This window comes from Pseudogulbenkiania subflava DSM 22618, assembly GCF_900177275.1.
Lineage (GTDB): Bacteria > Pseudomonadota > Gammaproteobacteria > Burkholderiales > Chromobacteriaceae > Pseudogulbenkiania > Pseudogulbenkiania subflava.
Map to the genome: position 1 here is coordinate 92,545 of NZ_FXAG01000011.1, position 19,061 is coordinate 111,605.

General features: G+C 62.1%; 14 protein-coding genes and 1 other RNA gene. 5 read left to right on the forward strand and 10 right to left on the reverse strand.

All coding sequences use genetic code 11. The annotated features are described in order from the left end of the window. Nucleotides 1-92 precede the first annotated feature (92 nt). The 5 genes from B9N72_RS20800 to B9N72_RS11530 all read right to left on the reverse strand — a co-directional run bounded on the left by B9N72_RS20800 (nt 93) and on the right by B9N72_RS11530 (nt 6,989). A complete protein-coding gene (locus B9N72_RS20800; RefSeq protein WP_143477816.1) occupies nt 93-590 on the reverse strand; it encodes a hypothetical protein in 498 nt (165 codons plus the stop codon). A gap of 8 nt (nt 591-598) precedes the next feature. Continuing rightward, nucleotides 599-1,501 (reverse strand): glycoside hydrolase family 19 protein, encoded by a 903-nt coding sequence (locus B9N72_RS11515; protein ID WP_085276542.1) that lies wholly within the window; start codon nt 1,499-1,501, stop codon nt 599-601. After that, nucleotides 1,488-4,367, reverse strand: coding sequence for a type VI secretion system Vgr family protein (locus B9N72_RS11520; protein ID WP_085276543.1), 2,880 nt, complete (start codon nt 4,365-4,367; stop codon nt 1,488-1,490). The genes B9N72_RS11515 and B9N72_RS11520 overlap by 14 nt, the downstream gene beginning before the upstream one ends. 520 nt (nt 4,368-4,887) lie before the next feature. Continuing rightward, on the reverse strand, nt 4,888-5,736 hold the full coding sequence (locus B9N72_RS11525) for a glycine betaine ABC transporter substrate-binding protein (protein ID WP_085276544.1): 849 nt from the start codon (nt 5,734-5,736) through the stop codon (nt 4,888-4,890). Nucleotides 5,737-5,933: 197 nt separating this feature from the next. Next, complete coding sequence (locus tag B9N72_RS11530; protein WP_085276545.1) at nt 5,934-6,989, reverse strand: HAD family hydrolase; 1,056 nt, start codon at nt 6,987-6,989, stop codon at nt 5,934-5,936. 448 nt (nt 6,990-7,437) lie between these two features. Here B9N72_RS11530 and B9N72_RS11535 point away from each other — a divergent pair, with 448 nt between their 5' ends. Both B9N72_RS11535 and B9N72_RS11540 read left to right on the forward strand, forming a co-directional pair. After that, nucleotides 7,438-8,091 (forward strand): peroxiredoxin, encoded by a 654-nt coding sequence (locus tag B9N72_RS11535; protein WP_085276546.1) that lies wholly within the window; start codon nt 7,438-7,440, stop codon nt 8,089-8,091. A gap of 245 nt (nt 8,092-8,336) precedes the next feature. Then, nucleotides 8,337-8,885, forward strand: a complete 549-nt coding sequence (locus tag B9N72_RS11540) for a ComEA family DNA-binding protein (RefSeq protein WP_234985958.1) — start codon at nt 8,337-8,339, stop codon at nt 8,883-8,885. A gap of 238 nt (nt 8,886-9,123) precedes the next feature. Here B9N72_RS11540 and B9N72_RS11545 read toward each other — a convergent pair whose 3' ends face one another. Continuing rightward, nucleotides 9,124-10,092 (reverse strand): dipeptidase, encoded by a 969-nt coding sequence (locus B9N72_RS11545; RefSeq protein WP_085276548.1) that lies wholly within the window; start codon nt 10,090-10,092, stop codon nt 9,124-9,126. Nucleotides 10,093-10,365: 273 nt separating this feature from the next. On the opposite strand from B9N72_RS11545, the gene B9N72_RS11550 reads away from it, so the two are divergent. Further along, nucleotides 10,366-10,451, forward strand: a non-coding RNA gene (locus B9N72_RS11550) — sX9 sRNA. Here the strand turns inward: B9N72_RS11550 and B9N72_RS11555 are convergent. The 4 genes from B9N72_RS11555 to B9N72_RS11570 are packed head-to-tail and all read right to left on the reverse strand — an operon-like array spanning nt 10,446 to nt 15,687. Continuing rightward, nucleotides 10,446-11,120: a sarcosine oxidase subunit gamma gene (locus tag B9N72_RS11555; RefSeq protein ID WP_085276549.1), complete on the reverse strand. Its 675-nt coding sequence runs from the start codon at nt 11,118-11,120 to the stop codon at nt 10,446-10,448. The two genes, B9N72_RS11550 and B9N72_RS11555, sit on opposite strands and share 6 nt — an antisense overlap. After that, nucleotides 11,113-14,130 carry a sarcosine oxidase subunit alpha family protein gene (locus B9N72_RS11560; RefSeq protein WP_085276550.1) on the reverse strand — a complete coding sequence of 1,006 codons (3,018 nt, stop codon included), beginning with the start codon at nt 14,128-14,130 and terminating at the stop codon, nt 11,113-11,115. Before B9N72_RS11560 ends, B9N72_RS11555 begins: the two co-directional genes overlap by 8 nt. Continuing rightward, a complete protein-coding gene (locus tag B9N72_RS11565; protein ID WP_024302089.1) occupies nt 14,127-14,423 on the reverse strand; it encodes a sarcosine oxidase subunit delta in 297 nt (98 codons plus the stop codon). Before B9N72_RS11565 ends, B9N72_RS11560 begins: the two co-directional genes overlap by 4 nt. A 10-nt stretch (nt 14,424-14,433) precedes the next feature. Further along, nucleotides 14,434-15,687 (reverse strand): sarcosine oxidase subunit beta family protein, encoded by a 1,254-nt coding sequence (locus B9N72_RS11570; RefSeq protein ID WP_085276551.1) that lies wholly within the window; start codon nt 15,685-15,687, stop codon nt 14,434-14,436. Nucleotides 15,688-16,061: 374 nt separating this feature from the next. Here B9N72_RS11570 and purU point away from each other — a divergent pair, with 374 nt between their 5' ends. After that, nucleotides 16,062-16,925 (forward strand): formyltetrahydrofolate deformylase, encoded by an 864-nt coding sequence (purU, locus tag B9N72_RS11575; protein WP_085276552.1) that lies wholly within the window; start codon nt 16,062-16,064, stop codon nt 16,923-16,925. Nucleotides 16,926-17,056: 131 nt separating this feature from the next. Next, entirely contained in the window at nt 17,057-19,033 is a 1,977-nt protein-coding gene (locus B9N72_RS11580; protein WP_085276572.1) for a helicase-related protein, read from the forward strand. The last annotated feature ends 28 nt before the right edge of the window (nt 19,034-19,061 follow it).

Below are 19,061 nucleotides of genomic sequence, written 5' to 3' on the forward strand. Positions count from 1 at the left end.
GGTTAACTGCGCAAAACTGAGGAGAACAAGGGCTAATTTAAGCTTTCTCATAGCCCTTGCCCCATTAGGAATGATCTGAACAAGCCCCACCCCTAAAGGCAGCCGTTACGTTCAATTATGGAATTTAAGAGTTTCGATGTTTGTTTTTTTGATTTCTTCATTTCGGCAGTGATTTTTTCTTGGTTTTGGCAAATATGAAAGCTGTTTTTTGTTAAATTCATAACGACATAGCCGTCAATGAATGACCCCCTAGTTTCTTCTTCACTATATCTGTATGCGGCATAATATTGCCCTTTTATCTTTGTTATTATTGGCGGGTATATTTTATTGCAATTTGAATAATCTTCACTATCGTCCGATTCAAAAAATACAACCTTATATTCATTGTTTTTTAATATGATTGAGCAAGATGGCGTTCTCTTTCCGTTTTGCATGTATTGCATGAAGCTTGGCGTGGTAATATTTTCGTCTATTTCTTCTGATGCTATACTACTTATTAATTGATATTGCTGATTAACGCCGATAGCGTTGGTGGCATTAGCGACTACAGAAATTACAACGAGTGCAGCAAGAGTTAATGGTTTTTTCATGATCCTGATTAATCCTTTTTCTGCATTGCGTCTTTTGCTATTTTTTCCATTTGAATTGGAGTTAGCCCAAAGGCCTTTTTCTTAAAAGGCTTTTTCTCGATTAACTCTAAGAATCTTTGATAGCCTGCAATTGATGTTTCTTTGTCTTTTTTTGTTCCTGATCGCTTGCTATTTGGGTCGTGCCAGTATCCCCATGCAAATGCACTTCGTGGATTGTTAAACGCGATGCTGTCTTTGAGCTGATATTCATCAACGGCGAGCGCTTTCTTCGCTTCATCAGGCATACTCTCACGCAGAACTGCCAAGTTTTTGCACGCGGTCACATTCAAGGAATCGTATGAATTTTTTAATAATGATTTTCTATGTTCGAATCCATTAAATCCGCCATTAATTGCAATGGTAATTGCTATAAAATCGTTTGGGTCTGCCGTGGTGTTCATATTAAAAACACCTCCGTTTGTCCAAAACCATCCTGCGGAGTCTGTTGCTAAATCTTCAGCCTCTAGTTGAGATTTGTTTTTTTCGAGAAGCTCTTTCCCGATAAAGTATCCATATTTTTCATAATTTGCCTTCCATGTTATTTGAATAAGCCCCCTTCCCTTGTATCCGTCATATACACTACTCTCAGATACCCCTTTGGGCAGTATTTCTGCTGTATATTTCAGGCAGCCTGACTCATGGCCGACCTGTGCTAGAAAGTGCATGCGCCGCATGCAGGTTTCTATTTCATATTTGCGAAAGGCATTATTGATATGTGGTAGAAATCGTTCTAATATGGATTTGCGCTGACTTGGATAGCAATCAATCAACTCTTCTATGGTTATATCCCTGCCGCACGTACAATCGAGCTTTACTCTTTCATGGTGTGCATGGTCATTTTTAGGATTGGCTTTACCCTTATTCTTCATCATCAAAGACCCTTTTGCTTGCTGGTTGTAAATCCTCTTTTTTCACTCTGTTGCTTGTGTACTTGCTGATTGTAAAGCTCTCTTTTATTGCAGCATAAATACGCTGAGTGTATCCATTTTCATCAGTTAAGCCTTTATACATTAATCCAGTTTTTGTTTGTAATTTGTATTGAAAATTTGAAACTGGTTTGCCCGCAGAGTCCAAAATTTGGTACTGGATACTACTATCGTGCGTTTCTTTAAACCATGGCATTGGTATGCCTAGAGAGTCTCCACTGTTCACCACATGCTCCTCCCCCTTCACGCTCACCGTCCCCGGGCAATGCACCTCGATGTTGCCGCCCGCCATGCGGATATAGGCACCACCACCGACGTTGAGCAGGATTTCCTGAGCGGCAGCAATATGGACCTTGTCCTTGCACGAGGTGACGGTCACGTCCTTGTCCGCTGTCAGCTCCATGGCGTCGCTCTGCGCCTGGACCTGCACCTTGCCCTTGGCGGCGATCAGCTTCAGGCTGATCGTGTCCTTCACCCCCGCCACGAACAGGCTGATGTGCTGCCCCACGTTGTGCAGCCAGCGCCGGCCCGAGGTTTGGTTCGTGTCGCGCTGGGCAACCTGGTCGATATTCGTCCCGGCGGCCAGGGTGAGGCTGTTGTCGGTTGTCGCGGCCAGGCCGGCGGGGGCTGTCAGGATCATCAGCGGCTGCTGGCCGGCCTGACCATTGGCGGCGGTCTTGGATTCTTTATCGGTATTCGTTCCCGCTTCCCAGGCTTTGAGCGCCGCGACGTGGTGCTGCAGGTGGCCGTCGGACTTCTTCTCCCCCTTGCCGTTGTCCGGCTGGACCGTCTCCGGTCCAGTTTCGACGGTATCGGCCAGTTGGGTGGAGGCGGTCTCGCCGAGGGATTGGCTGAGCGCCAGCGCGGCATCGAGCTGACCTTGCGCGCCGTCGCGCGCCAGTTGTTTGCCACTGGCGCGGTTCTGCGCCTCGGTGCTCAACAGCAGGCCATGGCCGGCGCGGATGGCGCCGTGGCGGTCGGTGCGCAGTTCAAAGCCGTCACCACGCGGGGTGGCCTTGCCGTCGGTGCGTGGATGAGTGAGGTAGCCCTGGTTGAGCTGGGTGCCGCCGTGTTCGGACGAGAGTTTGGCCCGCACCTCGCCGGGGGTGTCGTCGAACAGCAGTTCGTTGTATTGCCCGCCCTGGTGTTCTTTCGACTTGATACCGGACAGGGTCTTGTTGGCCGGCAGGCTGCCGGCGCCGCTGAAGGCGGGCAGCGGGTGGCTGCCGTTGTACAGCACGCCGGTAATCACCGGCCGGTCGATATCGCCTTCGAGGAAGTCGACCAGCACTTCCTGCCCGAGGCGCGGAATGAATTGATGCCCCCAGCCGGCCCCGGCCGAGGGCAGGGCCACGCGCAGCCAGCAGCTGGAAGTGTCGTCGAGGTTGGCACCGATCGTCGGGTGTTCGTCCGGGCGCTGCCAGTGGAACTGCACCTTGATGCGGCCGTGCTGGTCGGTGTGGACTTCCTCACCCTCTGGCCCGACCACGGTGGCGGTCTGGGCGCCGCGGGCGGTGGGCTTCGCCAGCGTCGTGCCGGCGTAGGCCGGGGTAAGCGGGATGCCCCGGCGCTGGGCGCGGAAGGTGGTGTGGTACGGGGCGCTGGTGGTGGCATCCACCTGGCCTTCTGCGGTGGCCGACATGGACCGCAGCAGCGCCGGCAGCGCCCGTGCCAGCTCTCTCGGCAGGTTGTTGCGGGCGCTGAAGGTCTGGTGCGTGACGACGAATTCGCGCTGCTCGGGAGCCTCCCCCTCGTGTGCCGGGTGGTCGTCGAGGCGGAACCACTGCCCGGCAATGAGGCCACGTACTGAGCCGCCGCCGTCGAAGCGCTTGGCTTGCCCGTCGTGTGCCTGCTGACGCAGCCGGGCGTAGTGGGCAAGCTGGTCGGCGTCGCCAGCGTAGTACGGGCCGGGGACGTCGTAGTCCTGCAGGCTGCTTTGCAGCCGGGCGCCGTCGGTGCCTTGGTCGACGGCGCTAGTATCCCCACTGTGGCCGGTGGCGACCGGCTGGTAGTTGAAGCTGGCCAGCGCCACGCTGCCACTGACGATCTGGCGCGTGCTGTCCCAGCGGGTGAGGCCGTCCTCTGCCTCGGTGGCGTCGCTGCGGTGGAAGCGCACCCGTTCCACCCCGGCGGGCGGCGGAGAATAGGGATCGTCGAACGCCACCAGTGTCACTTGGGGCGTATTCCCGCGCGACGCGGCGCTACCGCGCTCGGTCGCTCCCTCTCCCTGTTCGAAGCGCCAGGCCAGCCCTTCTTCATGCAGTAGGCGCACGACGAAATCGTAGTCGCTCTCGCGGTATTGCAGGCAGTAGCTTCGTGGCGGCAGTTCGCCAGCGAGGGCGAAGTCGAGCGACTGCACCGCGGCGAACACCGGGTTGGCGGCGGCGTGTTCGGCGAACACCTGGCGCACGATGTCAGGTACCGAGAGGTCCTGGAACACCCGCGACGTCTTGCGCAGGCGCAACAGCGCGAACGGCGGTTCGACGGTCAGTACGTACTTGGCGAAGCCACCATCGCTGCCCACCGCCTCGGCGGCGCTGACCACGCCGCAGCGCACCTGCTCGGTGCCGTCCGCCCCCGCGATGCCGAGCCGTACCGGCACGCCGAGCAGGCTCTTGAGTTCGAGGCCGGTATCGGGCGACAGGCACTCGACGCGATAGCGGTAGCTGTCGGACACCGCCTCGTCGCCATGCACGGCGAGCGGCAACAGCGTCTCGCCCCAGCGCCCGCCGTCGCCCAGTTGCAGGGTCAGGAGGCGCTGGTGCTGGGTGAAGGCGGCGGCGAAGCTGGCGAGGAGGGAGTCTAAGGTCATGGGGAATCAGATAAGTAGGCGGGGTGTCGCCTGATGGCAGACATGACAATTGGGAATGCAGCATTTTCCGCAATATTTATGCCGTTGGCAATTCAATGTGGCAAGCTGGAATGAATGGAGAAGCGGGGACTATCTATCTCCCATCTATGGGACGGCTGTGCTTTGGCGGTCATTTGTCCGCACTGGATTGCCTGACCGGTGGCATCCGACGAACACCTGTCACCATGATGGCGCCCACAAAATTGATGACAATGTTTTTTAGAGAAAGCTAGCTTGGTGCTGATGACACCAAACCATCCTCTTCTTCCTCCCTCACCATCAGCTCAACGGTTTCAGCCTGAATGACGGGTTGAGAAACTGCTGGGCAATACCGCACACCTGCCCCGCTTTCAGGTTCAAGCCATCACAAAAACCCAACAATGCGCGGCTTGTCTGGCGGGTAATACGCCAAATCGACGGTGCCATGAAAAAAGCCCCCGAAGGGGCGTCAAGAGATGGTATTCACCACCCGGGAACAAATTTACAGCCAGCCGGCCACGCGCTTGCCGTTGGCGCCAACCCACTTCTCGGCCGCCGCCGCCGGCTTGGCACCGTTCTCGACTTCCAGCATCACCGCGCCAATTTCCTCCGGCTTCCAGGAGAATTTCTTCAGGAAGCTCACCACTTGCGGTGCCTTGGCGTTCAGGCCGGGGTTGATAACGGTGTCGACGTGTTCTTCCTCGCCGTACACCTTCTTCGGATCCTCCAGGAAACGCAGCTTCCACTTGGCGAACATCCAGTGCGGAATCCAGCCAGTCACCGCAATCGGCTTCTTGGCGTTGATCGAACGCGCCAGTTCGGACGCCATGCCCGGGCCGGAGCTCGGCATCAGCTTGTAGTCGAGGCTGTAGTCCTTGATCGCCAGCTCGGTCTTCTTCATCACGCCGGCGCCGGCGTCGATGCCGACGATGCGGCCCTGGAAGGCGTCCTTGTATTTGTTGAGGTCAGCCAGGCTCTTGGCCGGCACGTACTCGGGCACGATCAGGCCGATCTTGGCGCCGGGATAGTTGGGCCCCAGATCGGTGACCTTGTCCTTGAGCTGCTGGTAGTAGTCGCCGTGCGTCACCGGCAGCCAGGCCGACAGCGTGACGTCGAGATCGCCGCGCGCTACGCCCTGCCACATGATGCCGGCGGCAACCGGCACCAGCTCCACCGGGTAGCCCAGCTTGGTTTTGATGATGGCAGCGGCGACCTGCGTGGTGGCCACGCTGTCGGCCCAGCCTTCGACGTAGCCGATCTTGATGAGCGGTTTGTCGGCTGCCCAACTGGCGCTGGAACAGACCAGGCCGATGGCGGCCAGCAGCTTGACACTGTTGCGAACTTGCTTCATGCCAACTCCTCTACATGGATAAAAGATGGGAATAGTCCCGTTCTGCTGCTTTACGTGCTACTGCGGGTGGTCCCGCTTATCGTTGGAGTCGCTAACAAAACCCAGCACAGCGGTCTTGGCTAGGCGTGCGGCTGCAGACAGTACAAGCAGTACGGCCAAGCCGCACAACAACGCCAAGAGGGTTTTGTTAGCGGCGCTTATTGGATGTCTTCCGGCTTGACCACCAGCCAGTTCTTGTCGGCGGTCACCGTCTGGCCCAGCGACGCTTGGCGCTTGGCCGATTCTTCCCACCACGACTGCATGGCCGGCATGTACTTGGCCTTGCGGTTGACCCACACGCGCATCCCGCCCTTCTCCACGTCGGTGCTGTTGAGCAGCATGTAGCCATCGGAGATCGGTGTGTCTCCGCCTACCAGCACCGGCTTCTTCCACTGGTCGATCCAGCCGACGATGGAGCCCAGCTTGCCCTCGTACCACGTCATTGGGTTCATCAGGTAGGGGGTCAGTTCCAGATCGAGGTTGCGGGCCTGATCGTACTTGCCCTTCTTGATCTGCAGCCGCGAGCTGGTCAGCTCGCCGCTCTTCTTGTCCTTGAGCAGCATGTTGACGCCGATGACATTCTGCGGCTTGACGTTGTAGCCGTACTTGGGGTCGCTCGCGACCATGCGCACCAGTTCCTCGCTCGCTGCGGTCATCACATAGACGTCGATGCCGTTTTCCTGCAGGCGGTTGTAGAGCTCCTGCATGCCGGTGTAGATGTGCGGCCGGTTAACCGTGCCCTCCACCACCTTGTCGCCACTGTAGTACTTGATCGGGATCGGCTTGTCGTAGGCCATCAGCTCGTCGACGTAGCCCTTGAGCTGCTTCAGTGTGAAGCCGGAGAACACCTGCGCCACCCACGGGTAGCACACTAGGTCGTCCACTTCACACAACCGGTAGTAATAGCTGTTCAGGCTCTCCTTGAAGCCCGGAGAATCCTTGAACGGAATCAGCTTGAGCGAGGGGTCGAGTTTCTCGCGCGTCAGCACACCCTTCATCTCGAGAAACGGCAGCAGCGACTCTTCCAGGTCGTAGCGGTAACTGGTGTTGTCCATGTCGAACACCGCGTAGGCGCCCTTGTGGGCGTTGGCGGCGATCATGGTGTTCAGCTTCTCGGCAACGTCCGCCGGCCAGTGCTTCAGCTCGGTGGCCTGGGCTGCCGCCGTGGCCAGCAGCAAGGACAACGATAATGCAACGCGTTTCAAACGACTCATCCGCTCACTCCTGTGGGTTGGACCGACACTGATGAAACAAAAAAACCCGGCATGCCTCGCACGCCGGGTAACTCACGACTCACTCTCCCCTTACCTTCGCGAGCACGCGCACGTCGTGCTCACCCAGCAACTGGTGCTGCCTGGCCTCGTCCCAACCGGTCTCCGACATGTACATGGGCATACCTGAATATGTGGGCTGGGCCGTCGCCGCGCATGGCAATCGCAGGCCTCGTCGAACTTTCCTTGTGCACCATGGTGCCGAACCCTCTTCCAGCCCAGCGGCATTGTGACGACCTGTTCTTGTTGGTGAACGACATGGTGAAGATGGTCCGGTATGCAGCACCGCAGTATCTATACTGACTCCGCCTGTTGCGATATCAGCGCGCAGCAGGCATCCGTCCGCGGCCGCTTCGGCGGCTCCAGCCCGACGTACACAAGGAGGAAGATCATGGCAATCCGCATTGGCGATGAAGCGCCCGATTTCACTGCCGACACCACCGAAGGCACCATCCGCTTTCACGAATGGATCGGCGACAGTTGGGCCATCCTGTTCTCGCACCCGAAAGACTTCACCCCGGTCTGCACCACCGAGCTGGGCTATATGGCCAAGCTCAAGCCGGAATTCGACAAACGCCACACCAAGATCATCGGCCTCTCGATCGACCCGGTCAGCGACCACAAGGCCTGGGTCGGCGACATCGCCGAGACCCAGGGCCACGCCGTCAACTACCCCATGATCGGCGACGCCGACCTGAACGTGGCCAAGCTCTACGACATGATCCACCCCAACGCCAGCCCCGGGCCGCGCACCGCCGTCGACAACGCCACGGTGCGCTCGGTGTTCCTGATCGGCCCGGACAAGAAGGTGAAGGCGATGCTGGTCTACCCGATGAGCGCCGGCCGCAACTTCGACGAAGTTTTGCGCCTGCTCGACGCGCTGCAGCTCAACGCCAAGCACACCGTCGCCACGCCGGTAAACTGGCGCCCGGGCGACGACGTGATCATCCCGACCTCGGTATCGGATGAGGAGGCGAAGAAAAAATATCCAGAGGGCTACAAGACACTGAAGCCCTACCTGCGCATGGTGGCGCAGCCGAAGTAGACATTGATACTGAACGGCGCCAGGGGCCGCCACAGGCGACCCCTGGCATACCCTTCGGCCGTTATCGGGCAGCGGCAGGCCGCCGGTCGGCGCGATGTGTCGACGTAGGGAATTGACGTGCACGTGGCTATGCCGCAGCCGTGGGTGATGGACGGTATCCGCGGGGAACGGAATCGGCCTTCAGCGTCACCAAGCAAAGAAACTTAACAAAATGAAGGAATTGATTAACAGTTTTGAACAACCCCTTGGCTACCATCAAGGTCCCTTTGAAAACCCATCAGGGAAAAGGAGCCTTAATGAAATACCATCCGATTCGTTCCCACCTCGTTGGTGCCCTGCTTCTCGCGGTGAGCAGTTCCGCCGCTCTAGCACTGGATATCAATGCCGCCAGTTCTACCGAGCTGGTGCAAGCCGGCTTCAGCAAGACGCAGGCCGAAAGAATCGTGGCTTACCACAAGGCGCATGGCGATTTCCGGTCGCCGTCCGATTTACTCAAGGTCAAAGGTGTCACCAAGGCCACGCTCCAGAAAGTGAGCGCAAAACTCAATAGCGGCGCCAGCGCGGCGGCCGGTGGCGATGCGGCGGCCGAGGCCGCAGGTCAAGCCACGGCAGGCAAGGCCGGCAGCGCAGGCTCCGGCAGCGCCACGACAACTCAGCGCCCGGCAGAGGCTTCCAGTGGCTCCAATGCTGGAGCTGGGGTCGGCGTGGGGGTCGGCGTCGGTGCAGGGGCCAGCAGCAGCGGAGCTGCAGGCGTCAAAACCCAAGGTGGTGTTGGTATCGGGATCGGCCAGTAACCCCACCCGTCGGTAACGGGGCGCACTGACACGAGTGCCTCGCCCTTGACCCGGATACGGCCCGGCCAAGCCCTTGGAGCATGGCCGGGCTTTTTAACGCCAGCACGGTGCCTGTTACTGGCGGGTTTCTTCTCCCCCGCATTGGCCCCGGCATTTCACGACCGGCCACAGCAAAAACGGCGCGGGTGCGACATCCATCGCCACCCACGCCGTTCTTCTTGCGTGATCGGAACCGGGGTCAGGCGCCCCACACCTCGCCAAACACACGCAACCAGTTCTCGCCCAGCACCTTCTGAATCTTGCGCTCGCCCCAGCCGGCCTTCTCCATCGCTGTGGTCAGGTTCGGCGTTTCGCCAATGGTACGAATGCCTTCCGGGTTCAGAATGGTGCCGAAATTGGTCAGGCGGCGGTAACGGCCCTTGTCGTGGGTAATCCAGTCAAAGAAGCCCTTGTCGTAACCCTGGGTGAAGTCGGTACCGAAACCGACGCAATCCTCACCCACCAGGTTGATGATGTAATCCATCGCCTCGACGTAGTCGTCCACCGTGGCCTCGATGCCGCGCTTGAGGAAGGGCGGGAACATGGTGACGCCGATGAAGCCGCCGTGGTCGGCGATGAACTTGAGTTCCTCGTCGCTCTTGTTGCGCGGGTGCTCTTTCAGGCCGGACGGCAGGCAGTGTGAGTAGGTCACCGGCTTCTTCGACTCGAGGATCGCTTCCTTGGAGGTGTTGCTGCCGACGTGCGACAGGTCGACCATGATGCCGACGCGGTTCATCTCCGCGATCACTTCGCGGCCGAAGCCCGACAGGCCGCCGTCGCGCTCGTAGCAGCCGGTGCCGATCAGGTTCTGCGTGTTGTAGCACAGCTGCACCACGCGCACGCCCATGTCGGCGAAGGCCTCGATATAGCCGATGTTGTCCTCGAAGGCGTGGGCGTTCTGGAAGCCCAGGATGATGCCGGTCTTGCCGTCGCGCTTGGCCTGGCGAATGTCCTCGGTGGTGCGGACCAGCGACAGGATGTCGCTGTAGTCGCGGATCTTCCGCTTCATGTCGGCGATATTGTCGACGGTGTCGGTAAAGCCCTCCCACACCGACACGGTGCAGTTGGCGGCGGTGAGGCCACCCTTGCGCATGTCGTCGAACACCGAGCGTTCCCACTTGGCGATGATCAGGCCGTCGATGACGATGCTGTCGTTATGCAGTGACATTTTTTCTCCTCGCGGGCACCCCACCCGCCTCAAAGAAATGGTGCACGAGGCGGTTTCGGCCAACCTCGGCAGCAGCGACCGGTTTTTGCCGCAGACCGACATGGCATGGCGCAGATCGATAACCAGCACGCGTATGCCACGCCAAATGGAAAAAGCCCCCGAAGGGGCATCAAGTGATGGTAATAACCACCGGGAACAGATAGGAAGGTCAGAACCTGTTCACGATCTTGCTGCGCATCCCTGATCGGGGCTCATGTGCCGCTCGAAATCCTCATGTACTACTTGTACATTCCGGTTCCTGCGCTGCTCTTCACCCCGCTGAGGGCTGCTCGCGACTGATCGTGAACGGGTTCTCAGGCCGCCACCGGGCGCTTGGCCGGGCTGCCGGCGTCGACCAGCCGCAGGAACGGGCTCTTGCCGGCCGAAGGCAGCTTGGCCACGGCGAAGCGGTACGGTATCGCCGCCTTGGTGATCAGCAGCCACAGGTAGTCGGCGAAGCTGCGGCGGATCACCAGGAACACGCCGTCGCCATCCACCCGGCACACCAGCGCGCCGGCCTTGCCCAGCACGGTGCTGACTGCGTCGCCCGCCTCAACCGACTCGAAGTCGTACACGCCGAGGTGACGCAGCAGCGTGACGTGTTCGACACCGGACAGGTAGACCGTGGTCAGGCCGCCGCTGTTGTCCACTGCCTGGGCAAACAGCCCGGCGAAGGCATCGGCGCAGGCCGCCAGCAGCGCCGGCACGGCGGCACGGGCGGTCACCAGCAGGCATTCGTCCGGTGATTGCCAGATCAGCACCCCGGCCTCGCCGCTGCTGAAGCGGCTGGCTGCGGGCACCGCCAGACCGGTGGCCTTGGTGATGGCCTGAGCCACGGCGGCGTCGGCCAGTTCGCCGCGCAACACGATGTAGCCCAACAGCGGCAGCTCGTTGGCGCGCACCTTCTGGCTGGCGTCGGCCGGCACCGTCTGCGCCGGCAGGTTGAAGTTGACCAGCGGCGACTGGAGGTAGGGTTGGAAGTTAGCCATGTTGACGCACCCCTTCTTGATCGACGAATACGGAGGAAACCACCTTGGCCGGGTGCATCTTGCCGTGCGCCCACACGTAAACCGTGTCGCCTTCGCGCTTCAGACCACCCTTGACCACCGCCATCGCGATGGAGCGGCCGAGGAAGGCACTGTGGTAGCTGGAGGTCACATGGCCCTGCATGTCGGCCGGCGCCTGCGTGTTGCGGCTCGACAGAATCTGCGCACCTTCGGCCAGCACCACCTTCGGGTCTTCGGTATAGAGGCCCACCAGTTGCTTGCGGTCGGAACGCGTGGTGTCGGAACGCGACAGCGAACGCTTGCCAAGGAAGCTGAACGGCTTCTTCATGCCCACAGCCCAAGCCATGTTCAGGTCGATCGGGCTCATCGAGCCGTCGGAGTCCTGGCCCACGATGATGAAGCCCTTCTCGGCACGCAGCACGTGCATGGTCTCGGTGCCGTACGGCGTGATATCGAACTCCTTGCCGGCCTCCATCACCTGTTCCCAGATGTAGTGGCCGTAGCAGGCATCGACGTTGATCTCGTATGCCAGTTCGCCCGAGAACGAGATGCGGCACACGCGGGCCGGCACGCCGGCGATGGTACCGTCACGCCAGTCCATGAACTTGAACGCGTCGGCCGACAGATCGATGTCGCCGCACAGCTTCTTGAGCACGGCGCGGCTCTTCGGGCCGACCACGGCGGTAGTACTCCAGTGGTCGGTCACCGAGGTGAAGCGCACCTTCAGTTCCGGCCATTCGGTCTGGTGCCAGCGCTCCAGCCAGTTCAGTACACGGGCCGCACCGCCGGTGGTGGTGGTCATGTAGAAGTGATCGTCGGCAACGCAGGCGGTCACACCATCGTCCATCACCATGCCGTTCTCGTCCAGCATCAGGCCGTAGCGGCACTTGCCCGGGTCGAGCTTGCTCCACGCGTTGGAGTAGATGCGGTTGAGGAATTCGCGCGCGTCCGGGCCCTTGATATCGATCTTGCCGAGCGTCGAGGCGTCCATCACGCCGACACTGTTACGGGTAGCCAGGCACTCGCGGTCCACCGCCTGGTGCATGGTCTCGTTGCCCTTCGGGAAGTACCACGGGCGCATCCACTGGCCGACGGTCTCGAACAACGCACCCCGCGAAACGTGCGACGACTGCATCGCGGTGTAGCGGCGCGGATCGAAGGTGTCGCCGACGTGGCTGCCCGCCAGCGCGCCGAACGTCACCGGGGTGTACGCCGGGCGGTAGGTGGTGGTGCCCACTTGCGAGATCGGCATGCCGAGCGCCTCGGCGGCGATGGCGAAGCCGTTGACGTTGGACAGCTTGCCCTGGTCGGTACCGAAGCCCAGCGCGGTGTAGCGCTTGACGTGTTCGATCGAGCGGTAGTTCTCGCGCACCGCCAGGTGGATGTCGGCGGCGGCCACGTCGTTCTGGAAGTCGACCAACGCCTTGGCGCCGTGCCCTTCCGGCTTGCCGTCCGGCACGCGGAACACGCGGCGGGTCGGCTGGATGTCCTGGTCTTCGCTCACCGGGCAGGTGCTGGACGGATTGCGGCCGAAGCCGATCAGCATCGCGCTCACCGAGGCGTGCGTCTGCGCCAGCGCCTCGCCCAGGCCCCAGCGGCCGGTGACGGCGCCTGCCACGCTGATGCCCTGGCGGCCTTCGTCCGGGGTGACGAACGACAGGCGCTCCTCGTTCCAGTACGGGCGGCCGTTGTTGTGGCAGAACAGGTGCACGGTCGAGGTCAGCCCGCCGGACGACAGGATGGCGTCGGCCGACAGGGTCGGGCCCTTGCCCGTTACGGTCAGGCAGCTCGGGTCGAGCTTGACCAGCTTGGCGCCGCTGGCGGCCTTGCCGCCCTGCACCTCGGCGATGCCGTAGCCGAGCAGCAGCTCGACGCCGGCCTTCTTCGCCGCGTCCAGGCGCCAGGCGGCGGCGCCGCGCTGGCGGGTGTCGATCAGCGTCACGCGGCTGCCGGCCTCGGCCAGATCCAGCGCGGTGTCGTACGACGCGTCGTTATGGGTGAGCAGCAGCACCTTGCGGCCCACCGCCACGCCGTAGCGGTTCAGGTAGGTCTGGCCGGCGGCGGCGGTCAGCACGCCCGGGCGGTCGTTGTTGCCGTATACCAGCGGACGTTCGATCGCGCCGGAGGCGAGCACCACGTGGTGGGCGCGGATCTTGTGCAGGCGCTGACGCGGCGTGGTGGCGACGCGCTGCGCGATCGGCAGGTGGTCCTGCACCAGCTCGACCGCCTGCACCAGGTTCTGCTCGTGGTGGGCGAACGCGGTGGTGCGGGTCAGCACGGTGACGTTGGACAGGCTCTTCAGCTCGGCCAGGCGCTCGCTCACCCACTTCATCGCCGGCTTGCCGTCGATCACGGCACGTGCGTCGGACAGCATCCAGCCGCCCACTTCGCTCTGCTCGTCGACCAGCAGCGTCTTCAGGCCAGCGCGGCCGGCCAGCGTCGCGGCCCACAGGCCGCAGGCGCCGCCGCCCACCACCAGCACATCCACGTGGTGGTGCAGGTGGTCGTAGAATTCCGGATCCGGATCGACCGGGGCGCGGCCGTAGCCGGCAGCCTTACGGATGATCTCTTCGTAAAACGGCCAGGCTTTCGCCGGACCCATGAAGGTCTTGTAGTAGAAGCCGGGCGGCATGAAACGGCTGAACTGGCCGGCCAGCCCCTTCAAGTCGAAATTGAGCGACGGAAAGCCGGTAGTGGTGGTGGCGGACAGCCCTTCGTACAGCTCCACCTGGGTCGCTTTCAAATCCGGCACGGTATGGCCGCCGGTCTCGAGCTGGATCAGCGCGTTCGGCTCTTCGGCGCCATGGCCGACGATGCCGCGCGGACGGCCGTACTTGAAGCTGCGGCCGATCAGTTTCACGCCGTTGGCGATCAGAGCCGAGGCCAGCGTATCGCCGGCGAAGCCCTTGTATTTCTTGCCGTCGAAGCGGAAGGTCAGCGGCGCCTTTTCGTTGATGCGCTGGCTGGCGCGGGATACACGGTAAGCGCTCATGCTTCGCTCTCCTTCAGATACAGCTCTTTGCCTTCGGCCAGCGTCCAGGTGCCGGCGATTTCATAGCTGACGGTGTTGCGCTTGACCGCGAACACCTTGCGGCAACCGGCAGTGTGCTGCCATTGCTCCCAAAACCAGCCGCGCGTGTTCTTGCGCATGAACAGGTAGTCGCCCCATTCGGCCTCGGTCGCCTCTTCCGGCTTGGCCGGGCGGGCGATGTAGGCCTCACCGGCGTAGCTGAATTCTTCTTCCTCGCGGGTTGCCCCGCAGTGCGGACAGTGAATCTGGAACATCTGCGGCTCCTTAGTGTGCAACGCCGGCGGCGCCGTGCTCGTCGATCAGATGACCGGTGTTGAAGCGGTCGAGCGCGAACGCCTTGTTGAGCGGATGCGCCTCGTCGTTGGCGATGGTATGCGCGAACACGTGGCCCGAACCCGGGGTGGCCTTGAAGCCGCCGGTACCCCAACCGCAGTTGAAGTACAGGCCCTTGACCTTGGTCTTGCTGATGATCGGACACGCATCCGGCGCCACGTCCACGATGCCGCCCCACTGGCGGTTCATACGCACACGCGAGAAGCTCGGGAACAGCTCGATGATGGCGGCGGCGGTGTGCTCGATCACGTGCGGGCTGCCGCGCTGGCCGTAGCCGAGGTAGCTGTCGATACCGGCGCCGATCACCAGCTCGCCCTTGTCGGACTGGCTGACGTAGCCGTGCACGGCGTTCGACATCACCACCGTGTCCAGGCACGGCTTCATCGATTCGGACACGAAGGCTTGCAGCGGGTGGCTTTCCAGCGGCAAGCGCACCCCGGCCATCTTGGCCAGCGGCGTCGAATTGCCGGCGGCCACACAGCCGACGCGGTCGGCGAAGATGTCGCCACGCGTGGTCTTGACGCCCTTGATGCGGCCGTCTTCGATGATCATGTCAACGACTTCGCACTGCTCGATGATGTCGACGCCCAAGTCGCTCGCGCCGCGGGCGAAGCCCCAGGCCACCGCATCGTGGCGCGCCACGCCGCCGCGCGGCTGGTAGCTCGCGCCCATCACCGGGTAGCGCGTCTTGGCGCTGATGTCCATCAGCGGCACGATGTCCTGAATTTCCTTCGGCGACAGCACCACGCCGTCGATACCGTTCAGGTTGTTGGCGTTGACGCGGCGCTCGATGTCGCGCATATCCTGCAGGGTGTGGCCGAGGTTCATCACCCCGCGCTGGCTGAACATCACGTTGAAGTTCAAATCCAGCGACAGGCCTTCCCACAGTTTCATGGCGTGTTCGTACAACTGCGCCGCCTCGTCCCACAGGTAGTTGGAACGCACGATGGTGGTGTTGCGCGCGGTGTTGCCGCCGCCGAGGTAGCCTTTTTCGAGTACCGCGACGTTCTTCACGCCGTGGTTTTTGGCCAGGTAATAAGCTGTCGCCAGACCATGGCCGCCGCCACCGACGATGATGACGTCGTAACGGGGTTTCGGCTGCGGACTGCGCCAGGCAGGCTGCCAGCTTTCATTATGTTTGAGCCCGTTCTTCAACAGGCTCCAGAGGGAGTAACGGTTTGCCATGGGACGGGTCCGTATTGAGGTGCCAAGGTGAGTTCATTCTTGGCGAGCCGGCCCCGTTCCGATTGACTGGAAAGGACGATCACTTGCCGATTTACGACAAAGCGCCCTTGACCCAGATCATTTGCCGGCCATTTACCCCCTCGCCCCCTTGAAAGCCTCGGCAAGGCACCCCAAGTTGGCCGAAACCCCCGCCCTGCCCCGCCAGAATTCCATGTCCAAAAAACGACAAAACCTGGCGGCTGACGGCCAGAGACCCCTACTCGCGCGCGCTAAGGTGAAGCAGCGTCGTCGGTAACAAACCGACCAACGACCGCGTCGATCAACGGATAGCCAAAGGAGCGGCACACCGCCAGCCGGTGACCGAGAAAACGAACATGTCCCAGTCCCAACTCAGATACATCTTGGCCTTCACCTGTAAAAGCGCACCGGGCCAGATCGCCCGCGCCTCGCAACTGCTCGACGCGCACCACTGCTATATCGACGAGTTGGCGGTCTTCGACGACGAGGACACCCAGCGCTTCTTCGTGCGCTGCACCTTCCACTCGCTCGGCGACGGCTTCGACCGCACCGCACTGGAAGCCGGCCTCGCCGACATGGCAGGCCACTACGACATGCAATGGACCTTGCACGACACCCACACCCGTCCGCGCGTGCTGATCATGGTGTCGAAACTCGACCACTGCCTGAACGACCTGCTCTACCGCTGCAAGATGGGCGACCTCGACATGGAAGTGACCGCGATCGTCTCCAACCATGCCGACCTGGCGCCGATCGCCGCCGCGCACGGCCTGCCCTACCACCACCTGCCGGTCACTCACGATACCAAGCCGCAGCAGGAAGCGGCGCTGCTGGACCTGGTGCGCGAAACCCACTCCGAGCTGGTGATCCTGGCGCGCTACATGCAGGTGCTGTCGCCGGAGATGTCCAAGCAGCTCTCGGGGCGCGCCATCAACATCCACCATTCCTTCCTGCCCGGTTTCAAGGGCGCCAAGCCCTACCACCAGGCACACGAGCGCGGCGTCAAGCTGATCGGCGCCACCGCCCACTACATCACCGACGACCTCGACGAAGGCCCGATCATCGAGCAGGTGGTGGAACGCGTCGACCACGCCTATCGCCCGGAACAACTGCTGGCCGCCGGGCGCGACATGGAATGCCTGGCGCTGGCGCGCGCGGTGCGCTTCCACCTCGAACGGCGCGTGTTCCTCAACGGCAACCGCACCGTGGTACTGCGCTGACCCACCCGGCCCCGCGACGGCGCCGACACGTCGTCCGCGGGGCCATGCACCACTTTTGCTGCAACGCACTGTTCGCGCACGGCATCCTGCCCTATCATGCCGGTCATTTGCCTCATTCCCTCCCCTGCTCCATGACCGACACGTCCTCCGATATCGCCGATATCACCGCCCTCGACGCCTACCTCGACGCCCACCAGGCCAAACTGGTCACCACAGACGGCAGCTACGCCCTGTCGGTGCACGGCGACATCATGGTCGGCACACGCCGCGTGCCTTATCACCTGGTGCCGGACGAAGGCTTCCTCGGCAAGACCGCCAAGTGGCGCAAGCTCGACGATGCGGCGCGCCTGGCGCTGGTGCAGGAACGCTGGAACAGCGCGACGCGCGCCCGGCTGGAAGCGCACGTGCGCGAGTGCGCCGAGCGCGTGCTGACGTTGGCCGAACAATACGAACTCGATCCCACCGGCGCGCTGCAGGCCTTTCTCGCCAAATACGAGCTGGCCAAGCGGCGCTGCTCGCTGGCGCTTGACCGCATCGCCGCGCTGCGCGACAGCCACGCCGCCACGCGCCAGGCCGAAAAGACCCGCAACGCGGTCAACCTGTCGCTCTACCCGGAATCGTTCACGCTGGCGCAAAGCATGCGCCGCCACTTCATCGCCGTGCTGGGCCCCACCAACTCCGGCAAGACCCACGCCGCGATGGAACACCTGGCCCAGGCCGGCACCGGCGCCTATCTCGCCCCGCTGCGGCTGTTGGCGCTGGAAAACTACCAGCGCCTGCTCGACGCCGGCGTCGCGGTCAGCCTGATCACCGGCGAACAGCGCAAGCTGCACCCGGACGCCACCCACGTGGCGAGCACGGTGGAGATGCTCAACCCCAACCGTCCGCTCGACGTGGCGGTGATCGACGAAATCCAGCTGCTCGACGACCCCGACCGCGGCGCCGCCTGGACCGCCGCGGTATGCGGCGTGCCGGCCAGCACCGTGTACCTGTTGGGTGCGCTGGAAGCCGAGCCGGCGATCGAAGCCCTGGTCAAACGCGTCGGCGGCACGCTGGAAGTGAAGAAGCTGCAGCGCAAATCGCCGCTGGTGATGGAAAAGAAACCGCTGGGCTCGCTCAAGAACCTGCAGGCGGGCGACGTGCTGATCGCCTTCTCGCGCCGCGAAGTGCTCAACTGGCGCGACCAGGCCATCGAACAGGGCTTCGCCGTGTCGGCCATCTACGGCAACCTGTCGCCGGAAGTGCGCCAGGCCCAGGCAGAACGCTTCATCGACGGCGAAACCAAGATCGTAGTCGGCACCGACGCCATCGGCATGGGTCTCAACACCCCGGCGCGGCGCGTCATCTTCACCACCGCCAGCAAGTGGGACGGCTACAGCGAAGGCGAAATCCCCGCTGCGCTGGCCAAGCAGATCGCTGGACGCGCCGGCCGCTTCGGCGCGCACGAGGCGGGCTACGTGGCCGGGCTCGACAGCCATACCCACCAGATCATTGCCAACCTGCTCAAGGAAACGACCGAGCCGCTGCCGGCCTCCGGCTTCTACGTCGCCCCCAGCCTCGACTACCTGCAGCAGATCGCCGCCGCCACCGACCAGAACAAGCTGCAGGCGCTGCTCGAACTGTTCACCAAGCACATCAACGTGCACGACGAATTCTTCCTGCCCGCCAACCTCGCCGACCAGATCGAGAAAGCCCGCTGGCTCGACGCCCTGCCGCTAACCCTGGCCGACCGCTTCACCTTCAGCCTGTGCCCGGTATCGACCAAGATTCCGATGCTGGAACGCGCGCTGCAGGACTGGGCACAGTACCGCGCCGATGGCCGCGTGGCGCCGCTGTTGCGCATGGAGGGCATGGGCGGGCGCAACGAACTGCAATACCTCGAGGACACCTGCAAGCTCTACGCCGCCTACGCCTGGCTGGGCTACCGCATGGCCGACACCTTCCCGCACGGCGAGATGGCGCAGACGCTGATGCAATCGACCTCCGACAAGATCGACGCGCTGCTCCAGGCCCAGAACACCCGCCGCCACGGCCGCCGCCCATCGCAGGACAAACGCCGCCAGCCGGGCAACGGCAAGCCCAGGCAGTTCAAGCCGGGGCGGCGCTGAGCCCGGATACCGTGACATGTAAATATTA

Excerpts from the sequence above, each read along its gene's own strand:
- B9N72_RS20800 (WP_143477816.1), bottom strand. The coding sequence starts at position 590 with ATGAAAAAACCATTAACTCTTGCTGCACTCGTTGTAATTTCTGTAGTC.
- B9N72_RS11515 (WP_085276542.1), bottom strand. The coding sequence starts at position 1,501 with ATGATGAAGAATAAGGGTAAAGCCAATCCTAAAAATGACCATGCACAC.
- B9N72_RS11520 (WP_085276543.1), bottom strand. The coding sequence starts at position 4,367 with ATGACCTTAGACTCCCTCCTCGCCAGCTTCGCCGCCGCCTTCACCCAG.
- B9N72_RS11525 (WP_085276544.1), bottom strand. The coding sequence starts at position 5,736 with ATGAAGCAAGTTCGCAACAGTGTCAAGCTGCTGGCCGCCATCGGCCTG.
- B9N72_RS11530 (WP_085276545.1), bottom strand. The coding sequence starts at position 6,989 with ATGAGTCGTTTGAAACGCGTTGCATTATCGTTGTCCTTGCTGCTGGCC.
- B9N72_RS11535 (WP_085276546.1), top strand. The coding sequence starts at position 7,438 with ATGGCAATCCGCATTGGCGATGAAGCGCCCGATTTCACTGCCGACACC.
- B9N72_RS11545 (WP_085276548.1), bottom strand. The coding sequence starts at position 10,092 with ATGTCACTGCATAACGACAGCATCGTCATCGACGGCCTGATCATCGCC.
- B9N72_RS11555 (WP_085276549.1), bottom strand. The coding sequence starts at position 11,120 with ATGGCTAACTTCCAACCCTACCTCCAGTCGCCGCTGGTCAACTTCAAC.
- B9N72_RS11560 (WP_085276550.1), bottom strand. The coding sequence starts at position 14,130 with ATGAGCGCTTACCGTGTATCCCGCGCCAGCCAGCGCATCAACGAAAAG.
- B9N72_RS11565 (WP_024302089.1), bottom strand. The coding sequence starts at position 14,423 with ATGTTCCAGATTCACTGTCCGCACTGCGGGGCAACCCGCGAGGAAGAA.
- B9N72_RS11570 (WP_085276551.1), bottom strand. The coding sequence starts at position 15,687 with ATGGCAAACCGTTACTCCCTCTGGAGCCTGTTGAAGAACGGGCTCAAA.
- purU (WP_085276552.1), top strand. The coding sequence starts at position 16,062 with ATGTCCCAGTCCCAACTCAGATACATCTTGGCCTTCACCTGTAAAAGC.
- B9N72_RS11580 (WP_085276572.1), top strand. The coding sequence starts at position 17,057 with ATGACCGACACGTCCTCCGATATCGCCGATATCACCGCCCTCGACGCC.